This window comes from Streptomyces sp. NPDC002403 (assembly GCF_053593015.1).
Window position 1 is genome coordinate 1 of the sequence record NZ_JBSFBQ010000035.1, and the last position, 22,190, is coordinate 22,190.

18 protein-coding genes, 1 tRNA gene and 1 pseudogene are annotated in these 22,190 nt (G+C 70.3%); 14 read left to right on the plus strand and 6 right to left on the minus strand.

The genetic code is table 11. The features are described 5' to 3' along the window. Window positions 1–224: 224 nt before the first annotated feature. Window positions 225–539: pseudogene (locus ACWCPY_RS29870) on the minus strand (IS701 family transposase); the annotation flags it as partial. A gap of 388 nt (window positions 540–927) precedes the next feature. On the opposite strand from ACWCPY_RS29870, the gene ACWCPY_RS29875 reads away from it, so the two are divergent. Next, a complete protein-coding gene (locus tag ACWCPY_RS29875) occupies window positions 928–1,539 on the plus strand; it encodes a tetratricopeptide repeat protein (RefSeq protein WP_451270116.1) in 612 nt (203 codons plus the stop codon). Window positions 1,540–1,677: 138 nt separating this feature from the next. Further along, complete coding sequence (locus ACWCPY_RS29880; protein ID WP_451270230.1) at window positions 1,678–1,968, plus strand: hypothetical protein; 291 nt, start codon at window positions 1,678–1,680, stop codon at window positions 1,966–1,968. A 5-nt stretch (window positions 1,969–1,973) separates the two neighbouring features. Here ACWCPY_RS29880 and ACWCPY_RS29885 read toward each other — a convergent pair whose 3' ends face one another. The 3 genes from ACWCPY_RS29885 to ACWCPY_RS29895 form a co-directional block, all read right to left on the minus strand. Beyond that, entirely contained in the window at window positions 1,974–3,563 is a 1,590-nt protein-coding gene (locus ACWCPY_RS29885; protein ID WP_451270117.1) for an ABC transporter substrate-binding protein, read from the minus strand. 761 nt (window positions 3,564–4,324) lie between these two features. Beyond that, window positions 4,325–4,411, minus strand: a tRNA-Ser gene (locus ACWCPY_RS29890). 126 nt (window positions 4,412–4,537) lie between these two features. Then, window positions 4,538–6,016: a S1C family serine protease gene (locus ACWCPY_RS29895; RefSeq protein ID WP_451270119.1), complete on the minus strand. Its 1,479-nt coding sequence runs from the start codon at window positions 6,014–6,016 to the stop codon at window positions 4,538–4,540. A gap of 278 nt (window positions 6,017–6,294) precedes the next feature. Here ACWCPY_RS29895 and ACWCPY_RS29900 point away from each other — a divergent pair, with 278 nt between their 5' ends. The 3 genes from ACWCPY_RS29900 (at window position 6,295) to ACWCPY_RS29910 (ending at window position 9,070) form a co-directional block, all read left to right on the plus strand. After that, window positions 6,295–7,128, plus strand: a complete 834-nt coding sequence (locus ACWCPY_RS29900) for a glycerophosphodiester phosphodiesterase (protein ID WP_451270121.1) — start codon at window positions 6,295–6,297, stop codon at window positions 7,126–7,128. Between the two features lie 53 nt (window positions 7,129–7,181). Beyond that, window positions 7,182–7,862 carry an ATP-binding protein gene (locus ACWCPY_RS29905; RefSeq protein ID WP_451270123.1) on the plus strand — a complete coding sequence of 227 codons (681 nt, stop codon included), beginning with the start codon at window positions 7,182–7,184 and terminating at the stop codon, window positions 7,860–7,862. A gap of 242 nt (window positions 7,863–8,104) precedes the next feature. Then, window positions 8,105–9,070, plus strand: coding sequence for a DUF5926 family protein (locus tag ACWCPY_RS29910; protein ID WP_451270125.1), 966 nt, complete (start codon window positions 8,105–8,107; stop codon window positions 9,068–9,070). 769 nt (window positions 9,071–9,839) lie between these two features. On the opposite strand, the gene ACWCPY_RS29915 is transcribed toward ACWCPY_RS29910, so the two are convergent. Then, window positions 9,840–10,562 carry a bifunctional DNA primase/polymerase gene (locus ACWCPY_RS29915; protein WP_451270127.1) on the minus strand — a complete coding sequence of 241 codons (723 nt, stop codon included), beginning with the start codon at window positions 10,560–10,562 and terminating at the stop codon, window positions 9,840–9,842. Window positions 10,563–11,193: 631 nt separating this feature from the next. Here ACWCPY_RS29915 and ACWCPY_RS29920 point away from each other — a divergent pair. Both ACWCPY_RS29920 and ACWCPY_RS29925 read left to right on the plus strand, forming a co-directional pair. After that, the gene (locus ACWCPY_RS29920; protein ID WP_451270129.1) at window positions 11,194–12,564 is read left to right on the plus strand and encodes a PP2C family protein-serine/threonine phosphatase; all 1,371 of its coding nucleotides are present in this window, start codon (window positions 11,194–11,196) and stop codon (window positions 12,562–12,564) included. A 111-nt stretch (window positions 12,565–12,675) separates the two neighbouring features. Next, a complete protein-coding gene (locus ACWCPY_RS29925; protein WP_451270131.1) occupies window positions 12,676–14,139 on the plus strand; it encodes an aminopeptidase P family protein in 1,464 nt (487 codons plus the stop codon). Between the two features lie 27 nt (window positions 14,140–14,166). On the opposite strand, the gene ACWCPY_RS29930 is transcribed toward ACWCPY_RS29925, so the two are convergent. Further along, entirely contained in the window at window positions 14,167–14,703 is a 537-nt protein-coding gene (locus ACWCPY_RS29930) for an ATP-binding protein (RefSeq protein ID WP_451270133.1), read from the minus strand. A 212-nt stretch (window positions 14,704–14,915) separates the two neighbouring features. On the opposite strand from ACWCPY_RS29930, the gene ACWCPY_RS29935 reads away from it, so the two are divergent. The 7 genes from ACWCPY_RS29935 to pheA all read left to right on the plus strand — a co-directional run bounded on the left by ACWCPY_RS29935 (window position 14,916) and on the right by pheA (window position 21,988). Then, window positions 14,916–15,716, plus strand: a complete 801-nt coding sequence (locus ACWCPY_RS29935; RefSeq protein ID WP_451270135.1) for a hypothetical protein — start codon at window positions 14,916–14,918, stop codon at window positions 15,714–15,716. A gap of 149 nt (window positions 15,717–15,865) precedes the next feature. After that, window positions 15,866–16,603: a YcnI family copper-binding membrane protein gene (locus tag ACWCPY_RS29940; protein WP_451270137.1), complete on the plus strand. Its 738-nt coding sequence runs from the start codon at window positions 15,866–15,868 to the stop codon at window positions 16,601–16,603. A gap of 45 nt (window positions 16,604–16,648) precedes the next feature. Then, entirely contained in the window at window positions 16,649–17,302 is a 654-nt protein-coding gene (locus ACWCPY_RS29945; RefSeq protein ID WP_451270139.1) for an SCO family protein, read from the plus strand. Then, on the plus strand, window positions 17,299–17,748 hold the full coding sequence (locus ACWCPY_RS29950; RefSeq protein ID WP_451270141.1) for a copper chaperone PCu(A)C: 450 nt from the start codon (window positions 17,299–17,301) through the stop codon (window positions 17,746–17,748). Before ACWCPY_RS29945 ends, ACWCPY_RS29950 begins: the two co-directional genes overlap by 4 nt. 14 nt (window positions 17,749–17,762) lie before the next feature. Then, complete coding sequence (locus ACWCPY_RS29955; protein WP_451270143.1) at window positions 17,763–19,706, plus strand: copper resistance CopC/CopD family protein; 1,944 nt, start codon at window positions 17,763–17,765, stop codon at window positions 19,704–19,706. An 8-nt stretch (window positions 19,707–19,714) separates the two neighbouring features. Beyond that, complete coding sequence (efeB, locus tag ACWCPY_RS29960) at window positions 19,715–21,025, plus strand: iron uptake transporter deferrochelatase/peroxidase subunit (protein WP_451270145.1); 1,311 nt, start codon at window positions 19,715–19,717, stop codon at window positions 21,023–21,025. A gap of 27 nt (window positions 21,026–21,052) precedes the next feature. Continuing rightward, complete coding sequence (pheA, locus tag ACWCPY_RS29965; protein ID WP_362441482.1) at window positions 21,053–21,988, plus strand: prephenate dehydratase; 936 nt, start codon at window positions 21,053–21,055, stop codon at window positions 21,986–21,988. Window positions 21,989–22,190: the final 202 nt, after the last annotated feature.

The window sequence follows — 22,190 nt, forward strand, 5'->3', positions numbered from 1 at the left end:
CCGAACGAGACCCACACCGTGAGCCTGGAGTGGCCCGCGGGCGCGGGAGACATCAAGGGCGCCTACACCGACGTCCAGGTCTACCCCACACACACCACCGACTAGTAGCGCTTCGTCAGGTTCTGGGTCCGGGTCCGTTGCGGGGCAGGGTCGGTCGCAGATGGTGCAGGTGCCGGTCCAACTCCTCAACAGGTCCTTGAGGAGGTCGGGAACCTGGTGCAGGGTCAGGCCGGCGTGTGGACTTTCGGGTCGAGCCGCCTGAGGGTGAGGAATGCCCGGGCGGCGGTGACGAGGGTGACGTGACGGTGCCGGCCGCGCCAGGTGCGGCCTTCGAAGTGGTCCAGGCCGAGGCCGTGTTCGGGCTCGCGGTAGTCGTGTTCGATGCGCCGGCGCTTCTTCGCCCACCGCACCGGCTCGGCGGTCGGAGCCCCGGGCGGCAGGTTCGACATCCAGCAGCCCGTCGGGGTGTCCCGGCCGGCCGAGCGCTCGACCGGCTCCGTCGAAGCGGGCGGGACGTCGTTCCACCGGTTGCGTCCGCCGCGTGCCGCTTCAAGCGGGTCACCGGCCACGAACCCCTCGCTCCCGCCCTCGATGACGTCGTCCTGGTGACGCCCAAACGGTGTCACCGGCCGCGCCCACGCGGAACACTGCGCCGGAACATGCCATCCGTAGGACAAGGGAAGCATGAGGGCAACGGCGCGTGGCCTCACGGGAGCCACTACTGAGGGGAAGGGCCGCGACATGCAGGGATGGCCGATCTACCTGGCTCTGCTTCTAGTCATCTCCCTGTGGGCAGGCCGCCAGTGGTCGGAGCGGCGACAGGTGCGTCAGCTCACGGGAGAAGTGACCGCCGAGCCGCCCGTTCCCACACCTGACCGGCCTGAGCCGGTGCTGCGCGCAGCGGCGGCACGGGGGGAGGCACGGGCCATGCTCGAACTCGGCGACCTGGGCCTGCTCGCGCGAGACGCGCCCCAGGCGCTGTCATGGTGGACGAAGGCATTGGAGGCGGGCGACGATCTGGCGGCCTACCGCCTTGCCGATCTCCACCAGGCACTCGGTGACACAGAGAAGGCCTCGCTCCACTTCCGGCGCGCCGTCGAGGCCGGAGTGCCCGGAGCCGCGAACGACTACGCCATGTTCCTGATCGGTCAAGGCGACGACGCCGGCCATGGACAACTGCTGCGCGCCGCCGAGGAAGGCGACGCGTCGGCCATGTACAACCTCGCCTACCTGGCGGCTGAACGCGGCGACCAGACCGAGAACGAGCGATGGAGTCGAGCCTGTGCCGAGGCCGGACACCCCGGCGGAGCATTCTCCCTGGGCCTCCTCGCCTACGAGCGCGGTGACCTGGAGGCGGCGGAGACCTGGTACCGCAAAGCAGCCGGGGCACAGCACTCGGATGCCATGTTCAACCTCGGAAACCTTCTGCGCGAGCGGGGAGACCTCGTCGGCGCGGAACACTGGTACGTTCGCGCCGCTGCGGCAGGCATTGCGGAAGCCGCCGAAAACCTCGTCCTCCTGCGCCGCACCAGCGGCTGACCGCACAGTGCCACCGGGGTCCGCACATGGCCGAGAGCGGCGCGGGCCCCGTCGTCGTCTCGCCGAACGGCGCCTCTTGGGGTGCTGCTCGTAGACATTGAGGCCGACCTGGTCATCCGGGGCGGTCACCACGTGGTGATGGCGGAGAAATTGTTCCCCGTGGCTGAACTAGCGCGTGCCCTGGCGGGCTGGCTGGACGGCGACCGCGATGACTTCGAGTTCGACTCGATGTCCTGCGCGGAATCGGGCGAGGTGCGGGATCGCGGGACCTGCCGAGGGATGGCGAGTCGGCTCCGTCTCCGCGCCAGGCGTGTGGACCTCGCCGGTTGGCTGGGATGTGCTCGTGGCGGAGATCGCACAATTCGTGAAGGCCGTCCGCAAGGACATGATCGAGCCGTCAGTGCAACGGTGTTCGCACCCCTCAGGTGATCACCTCAGTCGGCGGTGCTGAGTTCCCAGAACCGGAAGACGGTCGAGGTGTCCAGACAGTTCTGCAGGCCCCGGACGTTGTCCTTGGCGACCGCGTACTGCTTGCCCTGCCAGAGCGGCAGGAGCGGCAGCTGACGCGCCACGATGTCCTGGAGCTTGATGAACGGCGTCCGGGTGTTCGACCGGTCGGTCATGGACGAGGTCTGCGGGATGATCTGCTTGGTGATGTCGTTGTTCTCGTAATTGTTCGACAGGACATTTCCGTCGCCGAAGAACGGCTGGGTGAAGTTGTCGGGGTCGGGATAGTCCGGCACCCATCCCTTCACGTAGACGCCGTACTTGCCCTCGGCGATTCCCTTCTCGTACTCGTTGAAGGGGACGGACCTCATGCTGGCGTCGAAGAGCCCGCTCTCGTTCAGCTGGTCGGCGATGGTCTGGAGTTCGTCGTCGGTGGCGGGACCGTATCGGCTCGGCGTGGACCAGAGGGTGATGCGCACCTTGTCGGTGATTCCGGAGTCCCTCAGGACTTCCTTCGCCTTCTGCGGCTGCGGGCTGTCCCCGTACGTATTGAAGAAGGAGTTGCCGTGCCCGGTGATACCGACCGGGACGATCGAGTAGAGCGGGGTCGCCGTGGACTGGTAGACCTTGCTGACCAGGGCGTACCGGTCGACGAGATAGGCCATCGCCTTGCGCACGGCGAGCTTGCCGACCACCGGGTCGGAAACGTTGAAGACCATGTGCTGGACTTCCGCGCTGCTGCCCTGGACGACGTCGAGGCCGTCCTTCTCGGCGGTGGGCGAGGTGTCCAGGGCGGCTATCGTCTTGGCGGTGAGACCGCGGTACGCGATATCGACGTCGCCCTTCTCCAGGGCTGACTTGAGCGCCTGCTGATCACCCTGGAAAAGCTTCATCGTCACGCCGGAGTTCTTCACCTCGGCGGTGCCGTGATAGCCGGAGTAGACCGAGAACTCGGCCTCCGACTTGTCTATGGAGTCCAGCTTGTAAGGACCGGAGCCAACCGTTTTGCCGCCCTTGAGCAGACTGTCCTTGGGATACACCCGGCGGTCCACGATGGAGCCGGCACCCGATGCGATCTTGCTGGGAAAAGTCGCGTCGGGCACCTTGAGCCGGAACACGACGGTCTTGTCGTCCGGGGTGCTGATCGACGAGATGGTGGAGAGCAGCGGCGCGGGGCCCGCCGGGTCGTTGATCTTGATCGCCCGGTCGAAGGAGTACTTGACGTCCGCCGAGGTGAGGCTGTGGCCGTTGCTGAACTTCAGCCCGTCGCGCAGGGTGCAGGTGTAGGTCTTGCTGCCGTCCGAGAATCCGCACTCGTCGGCGGCCTCCGGCACCGGTATGGAACCCCCGGGCGGGAAGCTCAGCAGCGACTGGAAGACGTTGTTGAACAGCAGCCAGGAGCCAGGGTCGTACCCCGCGGCCGGATCCGTCGCCAGGATGCCGTCGGACATGCCGACGACCATCGTGTCCTTGCTCTCGAACGGCCAGATCTGGTCTTCGGAGCCGCAACCCGCCAACAGCACCGCCGCCAGTCCCCCGGAGATCAAGGTGGCCGACCGCCTCGTACGAACCTTCACAGAACGTGCCTCATACTCTCGGCCGGGAACGTGGGGGTCCCCGGACAACCGGATCAGGTCAGGAACAACTGCGAACGTCGCGGCCGTCCAGCACTGTCAGCCCGGCCGTGCGCGGTGGTGCGGTCCGACAGCCTGCCTGGACATGGTGTTCACCAGGGTTCTTCGTAGTGACTGACTACCAAATGGCAGTTGATGAACGATGGAGCGCAAATCATGATCGGTCTCGTGGTGCTTTGACAATCTAGTAGGACGGGCGCCACGTGGTGCCACATCCCGCGACAAAAATCGTCACCCACAGCCCGTGCCACCGGCGTGAATGGCTGGTATCGATCCGTGCCGATCGACCGGCCGCACCGGCCGTCACCGCTGCACCCCTGGTCAGCGAACGGCCCTCGGATAAACGGGACTTGGGTCACACCTCCACGGGGCCCCCGATCTCCTCCAGTCCGTCCGGAACCTTGCGTACCGCAGCGGCGCCCGTACACAGGAAACGCACAGCGGAACGTCCCCGGCCGGCCTTCCGGTCGGGGACGTCCATCTGCGGTGCGTGGCGGAACGGCTCGGCCCGCGGTTCGGACGGGTCGGCCCTCGGCCACGGCCGCGCAGCACCCCCAGGAGCACTCCCGGCACGAACGACCGGACCAGAGCGCCGATGGGGATCCCGCCGACCAGGTACCGGACGGGTGCCTCCACACCCCCGCCCCGGCCCGGAACGCGAGAGCCTCCGACCGATGCTGCTGGTCGGAGGCTCTCAACCACTGCGGTGGGTGTGGGATTTGAACCCACGGTGACATCGCTGCCACGACGGTTTTCAAGACCGTTCCCTTAGGCCGCTCGGGCAACCCACCCCTGCTCCGTCCACCTGTGACGGAGCGCCTACAGCGTACCGGTAGTCGGCCGTCGTCCGGATGCGTGGGAGGGCCCAGGGGTGCGGGGCCCTCCCGGTACCGGGTGCGGTGGCCGATCGGGGCCGGTCAGTTGTCGCCGCTGCGCTCCCCGAGGGTGACCTCGGCCGTCGCCGTCCGGCCGTCGCGCTGGTAGGTCAGCGTCACGCGGTCGCCGGGCTTGTGGGTCCAGATCTCGCCGATCAGGGTCGGGCCGCTGTCGATCACGGTGTCGTTGAACTTCGTGATGACATCGCCCGCCCTGAGGCCGGCCCGGTCCGCGGGGCCGTCCTTCGACACCGCCTCCGTACCGCCCGCGCCCCGGTCGGAGATGACCGCGCCGCCGGTCTTCTCGTCCATGGTGACCGTGGCGCCGATCACCGGGTAGACCGGCTTGCCGGTCTTGATCAGCTGCTGGGCGACGTTGGTCGCCTGGTTGATCGGGATCGCGAAGCCCAGGCCGATGGAGCCCGCCTGGGTCTGGCCGACGCTGCTGCCGGTCGACTGGATGGCGGAGTTGATGCCGATGACCGCGCCGCGCGCATCGAGCAGCGGACCGCCGGAGTTGCCCGGGTTGATCGAGGCGTCGGTCTGCAGGGCGCTCATGTACGAGTTGCTGCCGCCGGAACCGTCGCCGGAGGCGACCGGGCGGTTCTTCGCGCTGATGATGCCCGTGGTGACCGTGTTGGACAGGCCGAACGGGGCGCCGATCGCGATCGTGGAATCTCCGACCGCGACCTGGTCCGAATTGCCGAGGGACAGCGGGGTGAGCCCCGACGGCGGGTTCTTCAGCTTCAGCACGGCGACGTCGTAGCCCTGCGCCCGGCCGACGACCTCGGCACCGTACTTCTTGCCGTTGGAGAACGTCGCCGTGAGCTGGCCGCTGTCCGCCGCGGAGGCCACCACGTGGTTGTTGGTGAGGATGTGGCCCTCCTTGTCGTACACGAAGCCGGTGCCCGTACCGCCCTCGCCGTCGCCGCCCTGCGCGTCGATGGTGACCACGCTGGGCAGCGCCCTGGCCGCCACGCCGGCGACCGTGCCGGGATCGCGCTTGAGGTCCTGCGGGTTGCCGGAGGCCGAGACCGTGGTCGAGCCGGAGGTGTTGCGGTCGGCCGCCCAGTAGCCGAGGGCGCCGCCGATGCCGCCGGCGACCAGCGCCGCGGCGGCCACCGCCGCCACCAGGCCGCCCATGCCCCGCTTGCGTCGCGGGGCCTCGGGACCGTACGGCTGGGGCGGGGGCGGGGCGCCCCAGACCGGACCGCCACCGCCGCCGCTCGCACCGTGGGAGGCGTACGCGGGCACTGCGGGAGGCGGCGGCCAGTTGGCCTCGGCGGCCGACTGCGGTCCGTGGGGTGCCTGGGGTGCGTGCGGAGTGTGGGGAGGCGTCGCCGGGACGGAGGCCATGGGCGTGGTGGCCTGGGCCGTCGGTTCCTCGGCCGGGGCGGGGGCCGGCGCGGGCGTGCTCCCGGGGGACCCCTGAGGAGCGTCGGCCGGCACGGGAGGTACGGACGGAACGGACGGAGCGGCCTCGGCCGCAGTGCCCTCGTTGCCCTCGTTCTCTGTGCTCACAGCTCTTTACTCCTCGGTTCCACATCAATATTCGGCAAGAGATCCGCTGTGTACGTGTCCGGTGACAGCTTTTCCCAAGGCACGTCAGGCCACTGTAAGCAGGACCTGTGCATCTGCACACCAATCTTTACATCGGGCAAAACGATCCCCCGGTGCAAGACGCACCGCAGCACGCGGCGCAGTCCCGGCCCGGACGCGGCACACGCACGGCGCAGGGGTACGCGGATCCGTCCCGCGACGTGTGCACAGTGGCCGCCCGGCGGTGACACGATGAATCGGTGACCCACGCACGACAGCAATCCACGCACCGTCCGGCCCAGGTCGTCGCACACCGGGGCGCGTCCGACGACGCCCCCGAGCACACCCTGGCCGCGTACCGGAAGGCGATCGAGGACGGCGCCGACGCCCTGGAGTGCGACGTACGGCTCACCGCCGACGGCCACCTCGTATGCGTACACGACCGCCGGGTGAACCGCACCTCCAACGGCCGCGGCGCCGTCTCCGCCCTGGAGCTCTCCGCGCTCGCCGCCCTCGACTTCGGCTCCTGGAAGGACCGCGAGGAGTCGGAGTCCCCGGACTGGGATCCGGTGCCGGGCGAGCTCACCTCCGTACTCACCCTGGAACGGCTGCTCGAACTCGTCGTCGAGACCCGGGCCGCCGGGCGCCCGCTCCAGCTGGCCATCGAGACCAAGCACCCCACCCGCTGGGCGGGCCAGGTGGAGGAGCGGCTGCTGCATCTGCTCAAACAGTTCGAGCTCGACGCCCCGCCCGTCGGCGGCCCGTCACCGGTACGCATCATGAGCTTCTCGGCGCGCTCCCTGCACCGCGTCCAGGCAGCGGCCCCCACCCTGCCCACCGTGTATCTGATGCAGTTCGTCTCGCCACGGCTGCGCGACGGGCGGCTGCCGGCCGGGTCGCGGATCGCGGGGCCGGGGATGCGGATCGTACGCAACCACCCCGGATACATCGAACGGCTGCACCGCGCGGGGCACCGTGTCCATGTCTGGACGGTGAACGAACCGGAGGACGTCCAGCTCTGCGTCGACCTGGGGGTCGAAGCAATCATCACGAACCGCCCGAAACAGGTTCTGTCACAACTGGGACGCTCTTAACATCAGTTACACGGAGTACACCGGCGCATTCGAACCGTATTCGATCGTTACGAGTGCGTCACCGGCAGTCCATTGGCCGGTTTCCGGTCCAGTCCAGGAGGGCATCCACTCCGTGGCGTGGGGCAAAGGAGGTCTCGGGGGTGGCGTTGGTGGTGGCACAGGAAGTGCCCACGTCGTCGAGCATGGCCGTTCCCCATGGCCCTGCGGGCGTGGGCCAGGCGCGGCACCGGATGCGCGAGCAGTTGCGCAGCCACGGGGTGTCGGATTCGGTCGTCGACGATGCAGTACTGATTCTTTCCGAACTGCTCAGCAACGCCTGCCGGCACGGCAGGCCGCTGGGCCGGCACACCGATGTGGGTGACGGCGATGTCCGCGCCGCATGGCGGGTCGACAGGAAGGGCGGGCTGACGGTCGAAGTGACGGACGGCGGCGGTCCGACCCGTCCGGTTCCGGCCACACCGTCGGTGACGGCGCGCGGCGGTCGCGGGCTCAACATCATCAACGCGCTCGCCGACGAGTGGGGCGTGCGCGACAGCTCGTCAGGTGAAGTGACCGTCTGGGTCCTCGTCAACGAGGGGCACGGGCAGGTGTCCGGGGTGCCGGGCAGACCGGCCGCGCCGGCCGTTTCGAGATCGGCCGTTTCGAGACCGGCCGTGTCCGGGGCGGGCGTGTCCGGGGCGGGCGTGTCGCTCGACGGGCTCGGCTTCGCGGACGCCTTCGACGACGTGAGCTGACCTTCCGGCACGGACACCGGCAGCGGTGGCGGCGGGGCAACGGTCACGGTCACCGTCACGGCATCGTCGGGGCATCGGTCATCGGCCACCGGTCAGCGCCGGGACATCGGGGCGTGTGCGCACGGAGCGGTGCGTTCCGCACTCCGTACCGCCGGACGTGCGGGCGCGTGTGTCCCACACGCGACAGGGGCGGCTAGGCTCGCGGCCCAGACCGCACTGTCGCAAACGGGAGAAAGCCCACCATGGCCAAGAAGCGCCCTCAGACCAAGGCCGGGAAGCAGCAACTCAAGGATGGCGAGATCCCGGTGGTCGGGGCTCGCGAGCCCTGCCCGTGCGGTTCGGGCCGCCGCTACAAGGCATGCCACGGCCGCGCCGCCGCCCACGCCGTGACCGAGCTCGTCCACCGCCCCTTCGAGGGTCTGGCCGGCGAGTGCGACTGGGTCGCGCTGCGCGAACTGGTGCCCGCCGCCACGGTCGAGCTGACACTGAAGGGCGGGCTGCCCGAGGGCGTGCCCTCGGTGACGCTCGCGACCGTCCTGCCGATGGCCTGGCCGGCGCTGCGCCGCGACGACGGTTCGGTGCTGCTCGCCCTGCAGAACGACACCCCCTCCGGTGACCTCAGCCGGGACCTCGCGGACATCCTGCGGCGGGCGCTGGAGGCCGAGCCCGGTTCGCCGGTGGCGGCGCAGCGCGTGCCGGCCGACGCTCCGCGGCTGCAGGATGTGCTCGACCCCGACGCGGCGTTCGAGCCCGTCGTCCACTCCGGCTTCGAGTTCTGGGTCCCGGACGCGGAGAACGCCACGCCCGAGGTGTCCGCCTCCCTGGAGCGCGCGAACGAGGCGGCGATCCCGACGACGCGGCTCGCCGGTGTGGACGCCGCCTACTGGTGCGAGACGCCGGAGAAGAACCACCTCCGCTGGGTCATGCCGCACGCCGAGGAGCAGCTCCTCGACGCGCTCGCCCGGCTGCACGCCGCCGGCACCTCCTCGCTGGGCGAAGGGACCAGGCTGGTCGGCTCCTTCCGGGCGCACGGGCTGATGGTCCCGGTCTGGGACCTGCCGAGCGGAATGGGTGCCGAGGAGTGCGAAAAGCCCGCGGCCGAATTCGCGGAGCGGCTGGCCGAGGCACTCGCCTCGGACGCACCGCTCACCGCGGAGGAACGGCGGGCCCGCGGCGGTCTCACCAACCGCCAGGTGACACTCAGCTGACCGTGACAACCCCCGGGTCCATCGGACCCATCGGGTGACTCGCGTCACAACTCGCGGTACTCGCAGGTAAATCCCTGTCCGAATACGCGAGATCGAATTTGCGAACGGCAGATCTCTTGTTACCGTTCTAGAAGCCCGGTCGCTGGTGCATCCCCCGTCGCCAGCGATCGGGCATCCTCATTTCCGGATACGGCGCACAGCGCGCAACGCGGCGCACGCGCCCGCGCACGAGCCCCTCGCCGGTACGCCCCCGCCTCATCGAGCACTGCGGGCCGGTGACCGCCCCGCCGCCACCGGCACCTTCATATGGCCCCCGACCACCACCGGAGCCCCTACGCCCGCCGCGCCGGCGAGCCGGGGCGGGGCCCGACCGGCCCCGGACAGATGCCGGAATCCGGAAGATCTCCACGGAATATCCCGCCCCGAACCCACTCGAATACATATTCGATAAACCCGTCCCGGGCACTCCGGAAAGGCCATCAGAAAGCCTTACGCCGCCGGACTTTGCAGCGGCAGGCTTTGCATTGCGCGACATGGGCCGGGATCACATAAGGATCACATCCGGATCACAGCCGAAGCCCGTACCCGCCACCCGGATAACGAACGCCGGATATCGATCACCCGGCCCATCACGCGGCCCCGCCCGTCGGCTTCGCATGCGTTTCTGACGGTCCGCCGGACATTCCGGTGGAATGCGGGGCCGGACGGCTCATCCCATTACTCCGATGGCGGGCACGATGCGCGCCCGCCATCACCGACCACCGCGCCGTCAGTACGCCAGCCGGCTGCCGCCGTCCGGGGCGCCGCTGCTCGCCTCGACCAGCGCTTCCAGTACCGCGCCCACATCCGGCAGCCATGGCGCGGTGGGCACCGCAGCCGGGCCCCTTCCGCGCGGACGCGGCCCGGGCTCCGGCGAAGGAGCCCGCTCCCAGCGCACCTGCCCCGCCCCCACCTCGGACGGCGGAAGGACGAGATAGCCGCCCTCGCCGTGGAAACGCAACGAACTGGGCACCCAGTCCTGGGCGTACAGCAGCTCACCGAGCCGTTCGAGGTCGTACGGGGCGACCAGCAGGGACCACCGGGTGGGCGTCGCCACCACGGGTCCGAGCCGTACGCCCATCCGGTCCAGCTCGACGAGCGCCCGGGCGGCGGCCACGGCCGGCAGGCTCAGCGCGCACGGGGCACGCCCGCCGGTGGCCAGGAGGATCGGGGCGGTGGGCCGGTTGGCCCACCACCAGCGCACCATGCGCTCGTCGGTGGTCGCCGCGAGGAGACCGGGGTCGAAGGGGTGTGCGCCGGGCACGGCGCACTCGGGATCGGGACAGGCGCAGCCACGGCCGCGGCCCCCGCGGCCTCCGGCCGCCTCCGATCCCACTCCGGGAAGCACGGGCCACTGCCATGCGGTGGCACAGGTCAGGGCCGCATCGAGCCGAGCGGGCCTTCCCCTGCGCCGGAACCGGAGCCTGCGTCGCCTTCCGAGGATCTCGCGCATGAGCGCTCGTTCCTTTCCGTTGAACGCCGAGGGTCCACATCACACCACGTGTGAGTTGCTGTACGTGTGCATCACTTCACTGTGCGTACATGCTCTTCAAGTCTGCGGTACGGGTGGGTCGTCGGTACCGAGCATGGGCCTGGCCGGGTCGAGCGGTGCGAGACGGGTCCGGACGAGCAGGTCCGGACCAGCATGGCGGGGAGCGGCGCAGGGATCGCGCCTGCCGTCCCGAGGTGCAATCCCCGCCACTCAGGGGTGGGGGTGCGGCCGTCACAAGAGAGGACGTCCGGGCCGCCTGCCGGGTTCCGGGGCGATCAGAACTGCCCCCGGCCTTCATCGATTACGTACCCAGCATGCCCGAAATGACGCTCTCTTGAGGACTTCACCCCGAGAACACCCCCTGTCGAGCACGCCCAGTCGACCGCAAATACCCGTCGCAGGGTGCAATTTTTGGCCAACTTGACGGTCTCTTGGACACCACATTTACCGTGGGGACAATGCTGGACATCGCCTCACTTGTGCGTGTACATGTGGTGCACGTGTACATGCGGATGCACTGATAGCGGCGCAGAATGACATGGGGGTTTGCGATGCTATTCGACAGAAAGCACTGGTCGGAAAGCCGACGACCATGAGCGCCCCACACCTGCCGAAAGTGGCTGGAATCAATCCCACAGTTCCGGTTTCAGATCACACTGCCGGGTCCCTGCCCGAAGTGACGTCCGCCCCGGGAGCCTTCATCCAGGACCGGCTCGCCGGCTGGGTCTCCGACCTCACCACGCTGCACGAACTCACCGAGCGGCTGGCCGGAACCGGCACGCTCGACGACGCGCTCCATGAGTTCCTGGACGCCGGAGCCACCCTGGTCGGCGCCCGCCGCGGCCTGGTCGTCCTCGAACCGTCCGACCGCCGCGGCCCCGTCAGCACCACCGGCCTCGGGCTCGCCCACGCCGAGCTCGGACTGATCGAGACGGTGCCGCGCACCGCCACTTCCTACGGCCGGATCCTGGAAGGGCTCCCGGACACCGAAGGAGCGCTGACCACCCCCGACCTGCCCGGCGACACCGGCCTGGACCCCCGCCGCCGCGAAGTCGCCGCCCGGCTCGGATACGCCGCCAGCTACGCCGTACCGATCACCGCCGAGGCGACCGGCAGGCTCGGCGCCGCCGTCTGGCTGTACGACGAACCCGCCGAACCACTGGAACGCCAGCGCCATCTCGCCGGCCTCTACACCGGGTACGCCGGTGAACACCTGGCCAGGCTGCTGGAGCTGGAGCGGGCCAGGGCCGATGTCGCCACCATCACGGAGGAACTGCTGCCCAGCCGGCTGCCCCGGGTCGCCGGTGTCCAGCTGGCCGCCCGCCACCGCCGGGCGCCGCAGGGCGGCGGCGACTGGTACGACGCGCTGGCACTGCCGGAGGGCGCGCTCGGTCTCGCCGTGGGCTCGGTGAACGGCTCCGGGCCGAGCGCCCTGGCCGCCATGGGACGGCTGCGGGCCGGGCTGCGGGCGTACGCGGTGATGGAGGGCGAGGACCCGGTCGCTGTGCTCTCGGATCTGGAACTGCTGCTGCGGCTCACCGAACCGGCCCGCACGGCGACCGCGCTGTTCGCCTACTGCGAGCCGGCCGAGCGCAAGATCCTGCTGGCCGGCGCGGGCCACACTCCGCCACTGCTGATCGGCGACCGGCGGACCGAGTTCGTCGAGACCTCGGTCTCCGCGCCGCTGGGCATGCTCGCCTGCTGGGAGGCGCCCAGCGTGGAGATCGTCCCGGCGCCCGGAGAGACCGTACTCTTCTGCACCGACGGACTGCTGCGCCGTACCGGCGACTCGACGGACCGGGCGTTCGCCCGGCTCCACTCCGCGGCCGCCTCCGTGCCCAAGGCGGTGCGCCAGGACGCCGGAGCCGTGGCCGACCATGTGCTGCGCACCGTCCTGCCGGACGGACTCGACCGCGGCAAGGACGCGGAGGACGTCGTCGTCCTGGCCGCGCGTTTCGACTGACGCCCCGCGCGATTCCCCGGCCCGGCCGTGTAACAGGTCTTCCGGCCCTGTGCCCCCTTCCGTACGCCCGTACGATGGACGGGGTCCAGTGTCGTATCAAGGAGACAAATCGTGGCTGAGGAGCTCACCCCGGAGAACCCGGAGACCGAGGAAGAAGAAACGGTCAAGCAGCGGAAGAACGGCCTGTACCCGGGCGTCTCCGATGAACTCGCCGCGAACATGAAGTCCGGTTGGGCCGATACCGAGCTGCACGGCCTCGAACCGATCGCCCAGGCCGCACACACGGCCGCCCGCCGCGCCGCGCTCTCCGCGCGCTTTCCCGGCGAACGGCTGGTCGTCCCCGCGGGCAACCTGAAGACCCGCTCCAATGACACCGAGTACGCCTTCCGCGCCTCCACCGAGTACGCGTACCTCACCGGCGACCAGACCCAGGACGGCGTCCTCGTCCTGGAGCCGACCGAGGACGGTCACGAGGCGACCATCCACCTGCTGCCGCGCTCCAACCGCGAGAACGGCGAGTTCTGGCTCGACGGCCAGGGCGAGCTGTGGGTCGGCCGCCGCCACTCCCTCGCCGAGGCCGAGCAGCTGCTGGGCATCCCGGCGAAGGACGTGCGCGAGCTCCCCGCCGCGCTGACCGAGGCCACCGGCCCGGTCCGCAACGTCCGCGGCCACGACGCCGGCATCGAGGCCGCGCTGACCGACAAGGTCACCGCGGAGCGCGACGAGGAGCTGCGCGTCTTCCTCTCCGAGGCCCGCCTGGTCAAGGACGCCTTCGAGATCTCCGAGCTGGAGAAGGCCTGCGACGCCACCGCGCGCGGCTTCGAGGACGTCGTGAAGGTCCTCGACAGGGCCGAGGCGACGAGCGAGCGCTACATCGAGGGCACCTTCTTCCTCCGCGCCCGCATCGAGGGCAACGACATCGGCTACGGCTCGATCTGCGCGGCCGGCCCGCACGCCACCACCCTGCACTGGGTGCGCAACGACGGCCCGGTCCGCTCCGGCGAGCTGCTGCTGCTCGACGCCGGCGTGGAGACCAACGACCTCTACACCGCCGACGTGACCCGCACCCTTCCGATCAACGGCACGTTCACGCCGCTCCAGCGGAAGATCTACGACGCCGTGTACGAGGCCCAGGAGGCGGGCATCGCCGCCGTCAGGCCCGGTGCCGACTACCGCGACTTCCACGACGCCGCGCAGCGGGTGCTCACCGAGAAGCTCGTCGAGTGGGGCCTGCTGGGCGACCTGTCCGTGGACAAGGTCCTGGAGCTGGGGCTCCAGCGCCGCTGGACCCTGCACGGCACCGGTCACATGCTCGGCATGGACGTCCACGACTGCGCCGCCGCGCGCACCGAGACGTACGTCAACGGAACGCTGGAGCCCGGTGTCTGCCTCACGGTCGAGCCCGGTCTGTACTTCCAGACCGACGACCTGACCGTGCCCGAGGAGTACCGGGGCATCGGCGTCCGGATCGAGGACGACATCCTCGTCACCGAGGACGGCAACCGGAACCTCTCCGACAAGCTGCCGCGTCGGGCCGACGAGGTCGAGGAGTGGATGGCCCGGCTCAAGGGCTGATCCGGAACGCGCCGGAGGGCGCCCTGCTCAGGACACCATGAGCAGGGCGTCCTTCCGCCATTTCAGGACCTTGTCGAAGCTGACGACGGCACCGCTGCCGGGGCGGTTGCCGAAGTGCACATGGTCGGCGAGCTGCTCGATCAGACACAGCCCCCGCCCGTCCTCGGCCGTGAGCGGCGGGTACTGCTGGGGTCCGTGCTGCCGCGCCGCGGCGCGAAGGGGGCCCCGGGCGGGAAAGCCGGGGCCCGAGTCGGCGACCTCGATGCGGCACTTCTCGCCGTCCAGGTAGGCGGTGACCCGGTACTGCCCGGAGGCGGCCCCGGGCAGCTCGTCCCACACGTCCCACGGGTCCTGCGGAACACCCTGGTCGGCCCAGTCGTCCCCGGCCCTGTGATCACCGCCGTGCTCGACGGCGTTCGCGCAGGCCTCGCTGAGCGCGACCGACAGATCGAAGGAGATGTCCGGGTCCACGCCCGCGGTCTCCATGGTGCCCAGCAGAAAGCGGCGGGCCAGCGGAACGCTCGCAGCCTCGCGCCGCAGATGGAGGGACCACCAGATGCTCATGCTCCAGCCTCCTGGCCGCGGCTCGACATACCGATACCTATTGCCGCCCGGCGCCACGAGTAAGCACAGACCGGATGTGAGACCGCTCATTCGGCGGATACCAGCTCTCCGTACACCCGTGTATGTCCGCCCGGCCGGCCCCGCCGGACGAATGGCGACCTTCCGGACCTGCCGTACCGGGCCCGGGGACTCGGTGCGATGATGGCCCCGCCATGTCTATGCCTGTCGCACGCGCCGGAGCCGGTCTGCGGCTCCTGAGGGCCGCGGTGTTCACCGCGGTCTGCGTCGCGCTGTCCGCGGCAGGTCACTCCCTGGCTTCCTGCGCGGCCGTCCCCTGGTGGACCCTGCTCGCGGGATTCCTGGGGACGTTCGCGGCGGTGGCACCGTTCGCCGGACGCGAGCGTTCGCTGCCGTCCATCGCCGCCGCGCTGGCCGGCGGACAGATCGCCCTGCACGCCCTGTTCGGCATGGGCACGCACGGCACCCCGGTGAACACCGCGACGGGCGACGACTCGCTGATCCGGTTCGCGGCGAGCCTCGTGTGCGGGGCCGGACCGGCGCAGCTGAGCGCCGCCGAGGCACACCGCATCGTCACCACCGCGGGCATCGACCCGGCGTCGGTGACGGCCGGCGACCACCACGTGGCCGCCGCGTCCGGCACGGATCCGGCCGCTCTCGCCGCCCTGCTGCCCGACCTGCCCATGCTGCTCGGCCACCTGCTGGCCGCGGCGGCCACCGGCTGGCTGCTGCGGCGCGGCGAGATCGCCCTGTTCCGGCTGGTCCGGCTGTCCGCGCACGGCGCCCAGCAGATCGCGGCCGGGGCCCGGCTGCGCGCGCTGCGCGCGGCGCTCGCTCTCGTCACCGCCCTGCGCGCCGGGCTTCCCGGCAACCCGACGACCGGGCCGCTCACCCTCCGTACGGCGGTCGACGCCCCGCCCCCCGCCACCGGGGACCCCCTGCAGCACCAGGTGATCAGGCGCGGTCCGCCATCCGCGTACGCGCTCGCGGCCTGACGCGACACCCTCCACCCGGTGTACGGACCACTCCGTGCGCTGCCCGGTCGGCACATGCACGCCGTTCGGGGGGAAGAGGTGTCGTGATGCCGGCGCGCACCCGCGCGCCGGACCACCTTTCCTTCGTGCTTCGTGGAGTGATCCCTGTCATGAACGTTTCCCGCATCGCCCTCGCCGGCGGCCTCGCCGCGTCCACCGTCCTGCTCCTCGCCGGTACGGCCTCCGCACACGTCAGCGTGCAGCCGCAGGGCGAGGCCGCCAAGGGCGGTTACGCCACCGTCAACTTCAAGGTCCCCAACGAGCGCGACGACGCCTCGACGACCAAGCTCGAAGTCAGCTTCCCGACCGACCACCCGCTGGCCTCCGTCATGCCGCAGGCCGTACCCGGCTGGGACATCGAGGTCACCAAGAGCAAGCTCGCCAAGCCGATGGAGATGCACGGCCAGAAGATCAACGAGGCCGTCTCCAAGGTCACCTGGACCGCCACCGGCGACAAGGACGCGCGCGGCATCCGCCCCGGTGACTTCCAGCAGTTCCCGCTCTCCATCGGCCAGCTCCCCGAGGACGCCGACCAGTTGGTGTTCAAGGCCATCCAGACGTACGACAACAAGGAAGTCGTCCGCTGGATCGAGGAGCAGAAAGCCGGCGCCGACGAGCCCGAGAGCCCGGCGCCCGTCCTCGCACTGACCGCGCCGGCCACCGGCGAGCACGGCTCGGCCGCCGACGCCAAGGGCGCCGGCGCCGAGGCGGCGGACAAGCAGACGACAGCCGCCTCGGACGCGTCCTCCAGCGACACCACGGCCCGCGTCCTCGGCATCGTCGGCATCGTCATCGGCGTGGCCGGGGTGGCCTTCGGCGTTCTCGCCGGCCGCCGCCGCACCGCGTGAACCACAGCTCCACCCGTCCCACCGACCCTCAGGAACCAGTGCTCCATGCCTAAGAAAACGGTGCTGGCCGCGGCGTTCGTCGCCGCGGCCGCGCTCACCCTGTCCGCCTGCGGCAGCAGCGACGACAGCGCCAAGAAGCCCATCGCCGACGTTTCGGTCGAGGCGAAGACCAAGGCGGCGACCGTCCTGGACCAGCCGTTCACCAAGCCTGCTCTCGTCCTCACCGACACTCACGGCAAGAAGTACGACCTCCGGGAGCAGACCAAGGGCAAGCCGACCCTGATCTACTTCGGCTACACCAACTGCCCCGATGTCTGTCCGCTCATCATGAGCAACATCGCCATCGCCAAGAAGTCGCTGCCCAAGGCCGACCAGGACAAGCTCCAGGTCGTCTTCGTGACCACCGACCCCGAGCGGGACACCCCGTCCTCGCTCGGCAGCTGGCTCAAGTCCCAGGACGCCTCCTTCATAGGCCTCACCGGCGACTTCCCCACCATCCAGGCGGGCGCACGCCAGATCGGCATCGGCATCGACGCTCCGAAGAAGGAGAAGGACGGCACGGTCGTCTCGATGCACGGGTCCCAGGTCATCGCGTTCTCCCCGAAGACCGACAAGGGCTACCTCGTCTACAGCGAGGACACCTCCCCCGACGACTACACCAAGGACCTCCCCAAGATCCTCAAGGGGGAGAACCCGTGAACCGCCGCACCGCCCTCGCCGGTGTCGTCGCCCTCACCGCGGGGCTGACGCTGGCAGGTTGCTCGTCCTCGGACAGCAAGCCTGAGCTGAAGGTGACCGGCGCGTTCATGCCGCAGCCCGTCAGCGACATGGCGGCCGGATTCCTCGTCGTGAAGAACAGCGGCGGGGCGTCCGACCGGCTCACCTCCGTCACCAGCACGCTCTCCGACGACGTCACGATCCACGAGACGAAGAACCAGACCATGCGCATGGTGACGTCCTTCGACATACCCGCGGGCGGCGAGCTGGATCTGCAGCGCGGCGGTAGCCACATCATGTTCATGAAACTCAAGCAGCGGCCCGAGCAGGGCGAGAAGGTGTCCGTGGAACTGCACTTCGAGAAGGCCGACCCGATAAAGGTCGACCTTCCCGTGAAGGAGACCACCTACAACCCGAAGAAGCAGTGAGGGACTGACTCGTCATGACAGCCACCGCCCCGCACTTCGGACCGCCCCCGTCCCCTCCCACGACACGCCGTCCACTCGCCGCGGCCGCGCTCCTCGCCGTCCTCGTCGGCCTGGTGTTCGGCGTGTTGCTGGGAGGCGCGGGCCCCGCGTCCGCGCATGCCGCACTGACCGGGAGCGATCCGCAGGACGGGGCGGTGGTCGCCACCGCCCCCAAGGAGGTCACGCTCACCTTCTCCGAGCAGGTCGCCCTCGGCGACGACTCCATCCGGATCCTGGACCCCGCCGGCAAACGCGCCGACACCGGCGCCGCACCACGTGATCTGCAGAGCGGCTCCACGGTGAAGTACGGCGTATCGCTGCACTCCGGCCTGCCCGACGGGACGTACACCGTCGCCTGGCAGGCCGTCTCGGCGGACAGCCACCCCGTGTCCGGCGCCTTCACCTTCTCCGTCGGAGCACCCTCGAAGACCGCCGTGGCGCTCCCGGCGGAGCAGGCCGGTGGCGGCCTCGTCGGCACGCTGTACGACATCGCGCGCTACGCCGCGTACGCCGGTTTCATCCTGCTGGCGGGCGGCTCCGCCTTCGTACTGGCCTGCTGGCAGCGCGGTGCCGGAGCCCGTCCGCTCCAGCGCCTGGTGGCACGCGGCTGGATGACCCTCACCGTCGCCACCCTGGCCATGCTGCTCCTGCGCAACCCGTACACCGGATCCGGGAAGCTCGCGGACGCCTTCGACCTCGACGGGCTGAAGGCCGTGCTCGACACCAAGCCCGGCGCCGCACTGGTCTCCCGGCTGCTGCTGCTCGGCGCCTCCGCGCTCTTCGTCGCCGTGCTCTTCGGGGCCTACGCCAAGCGCGAGGACGAGCGCGAGAAGAGGGACCTCACCTTCGGACTGGCCATCGGCGGCACGGTGATCGCGGCCGGGATCGCCGGGACATGGGCGCTCGCCGAGCACGCCTCGACCGGAATCCAGCCCGGCATCGCCATGCCGGTCGACGTGCTCCACCTGCTGGCCGTCGCCGCCTGGCTCGGTGGTCTCACGGCCCTGCTGGTCGCGCTCTACCGGACCCCCGACATCGATGCGACGGCGGTACGGCGCTTCTCCGGCATCGCGTTCGGCAGCGTGATCGTGCTCGCCGCGACCGGCATCTACCAGTCCTGGCGCCAGGTCGGCACCTGGTCCGCGCTCACCGGCACCGGATACGGGCAGCTGCTGCTCGTGAAGGTGGGGCTGGTCGCCGTCCTGATCGTGATCGCCTGGTTCTCGCGGCGCTGGACGGCTCGCCTGGTCACGGGCGGGGGCAGCGCGGCAGCGGAGTCCGGGAACGAGGACGAGGACGGAAAGCGGTCTTCTGCACAGGCGCCGGAGAAGGCCGAGGACGACCCCGCGCGGGCGGCCCAACTCGCCCGGCAGCGGGCCGCCGTGGCCACCGCCGAGAAGAAGCGGATCCGCGATGCCGACCCCGACCGGTCCGGGCTGCGCCGGTCGGTGCTGGCCGAAGTGGGCGTCGCCGTGGCGCTGCTGGCGGTGACGACCGTACTGACCTCGACCGAGCCGGCGCGTACCGAGGAAGAAGCGGCCCGCGCGTCCACGGCGGTGGCCGCCCCCGCGAACGAAGGCCCGGTCAGCCTGAAGCTGCCCTTCGACACGGGCGGCGAGAAGGGCAGGGGAACGGTGCGGATGGAGATCACCCCCGCCCGTCCCGGAGCCAACGAACTCCATATCTGGATCGACGGTGCCGACGGAAAGGCCATGGACGTCCCCGAGGTGAAGGTCGCCTTCACCCTGGAGTCCAAGGACATCGGCCCGCTGCCCGTGCTCCCCGCCCGGCTGACCGAGGGCCACTGGACCGCCGAGGGCGTCCAGATCCCGATGGCGGGCAACTGGAAGGTCGCCGTGACCGTACGTACGTCGGACATCGATCAGACGACCATCGACAAGAACGTGAAGATCGGTTGAGCAGGATCGTGAGCGCAGACAACGACAGGAAAGCATCCGGCAGCGGGGACGACGGTGTCCGCGGCAACGCGGGCATCTCCCGGCGCCGGCTGATCGGCAGCGCGGGCGCGGCCGGTGCGACCGGGCTGATGCTGGGCGCGGCGGGCGGCGCCACCGGCTTCGCCGCGACCCGGCCCGCCGAGCCCGCCGCGCTGACCGCGGTCGGCTCCACCCGGGTGATGTTTCACGGGAAACATCAACCGGGGATCACCACTCCGCTTCAGGCACGCGGCCATCTCGTCGCCTTCGACCTGGTGCCCGGTGCCGGACGCAAGGAGGCCATCGCCCTGATGCGCCGGTGGTCGGCCACGGCCGAGCACCTGATGGCCGGCGAGCCCGCCGGGAGCGGCGCGGCGGACGGACCGGACCACGACACCGGGATCGCGCTGGACGCCGGACCGTCCTCGCTGACCGTCACCTTCGGCTTCGGCCGGACCTTCTTCGCACGCACGGGCCTGACCGACCGCCGCCCGCCGGGGCTCGACCCGCTGCCGCCCTTCTCCTCCGACCGCCTCGACGCGGAGCGCTCCAACGGTGACCTCTGGGTCCAGATCGGCGCGGACGACGCCCTTGTCGCCTTCCACGCACTGCGTGCCGTGCAGAAGGAGGCCGCCCCGGCGGCCAGGGTCCGCTGGCAGATGAACGGCTTCAACCGCGCCCCCGGCGCCACGGCCCAGCCGATGACCGCCCGCAATCTGATGGGCCAGGTCGACGGCACCAACAACCCGAAGCCGGCCGAGAGCGACTTCGAGCGCCGCGTCTTCGTCCCGGGCGGAACCGAGGCGGCGTACGACTGGCTCGCGGGCGGCTCGTACGCGGTCGTGCGCCGGATCAGGATGCTGCTCGACGACTGGGAGAAGCTCCCGGTGTCACGGCAGGAGCAGGTCATAGGGCGCCGGAAGAAGGACGGCGCTCCGCTGAGCGGCGGCACCGAGACCACCGCGATGGACCTCGACCGGGCGGGCTCCGACGGCAAGCTCCTGATCCCGGACAACGCCCACGCCCGGATCTCGTCCCCCGAGAAGAACAGTGGTGCGGCCATGCTGCGGCGCCCCTTCTCGTACCACGACGGCATCTCGGCGGACGGCATCCCGGACGCCGGTCTGCTGTTCATCTGCTGGCAGGCGGATCCGCTGCGCGGGTTCGTTCCGGTGCAGCGCAAGCTGGACCGGGGCGACGCCCTGTCGCCGTTCATCCGGCACGAGGCGAGCGGCCTGTTCGCGGTACCGGGCGGTGCGGCGGACGGCGAGTACGTGGGGCAGCGGCTACTGGAGTCCTGAGCCACCGGGGCGCATTAGGGTGACGGTATGTCCGCCACGCGCTACGCATATCTCGGCCCCGAAGGCACCTTCACCGAGGTCGCCCTCCGTACGCTCCCGGAAGCCGCCACCCGCGAACTCGTCCCGATGGTCTCCGTACCGGCGGCTCTGGACGCGGTACGGAGCGGGGCCGCCGCGGCGGCCCTCGTACCGATCGAGAACTCCGTCGAGGGCGGCATCACCGCGACGCTCGACGAGCTGACCACCGGCGAACCGCTGATGATCTACCGCGAGGTGCTGCTCTCCATCACCTTCGCGCTGCTGGTGCGGCCCGGCACGAAGCTGTCCGACATCAAGTCGGTCACCGCGCACCCGGCCGCACAGCCGCAGGTGCGCAACTGGATGGCCGCCCATCTCCCGGACGCCGTGTGGGAGTCGGCGGCCTCCAACGCGGACGGGGCCCGGCTGGTGCAGGAGGGCCGGTACGACGCCGCCTTCGCCGGCGAGTTCGCGGCGGCGACCTACGGCCTCGAACCGCTGGTGACCGAGATCCACGACGCGGTGAACGCGCAGACCCGCTTCGTCCTGGTGGGACGCCCGGCCCGGCCCGCGGCGCCGACGGGCGCGGACAAGACCTCGGTGGTGATCTGGCTGGGCGAGGACCACCCCGGTGCGCTGCTCGAACTGCTCCAGGAGTTCGCCGTGCGCGGGGTGAACCTGATGCTGATCCAGTCGCGGCCGACGGGAGCCGGCATTGGGAACTATTGCTTCGCGGTGGACGCCGAGGGGCACATCGCGGACCGCCGGGTCGGCGAGGCGTTGATGGGGCTGAAGCGGATCTGCCCGAAGGTGCGGTTCCTGGGTTCGTACCCGCGGGCAGGGGTGGCGTTGCAGGACGTACGGCCGCTGCGCGCGGGGACGTCGGACACGGAGTTCACGGAGGCCTCCGACTGGCTGGCCAGGAACCTGGACGGCCGGGGCTGACGGACGGAGCCGGGGAGACCGGGCCCGCCGGAGGCCGACGGAGTCGGTCAGGAGCCGGGCCCGCCGGGAGTTTCTGGTCTCGGCACGCCCTCGTCGCTGGTCCTATCTCCCGATCTTCGGTATCCACAGAGTTATCCACAGGTGCGGTTCTCGACCTGGGGACAAGTCGACACCCTCGTGCGACATGGTCGACATATTGGTC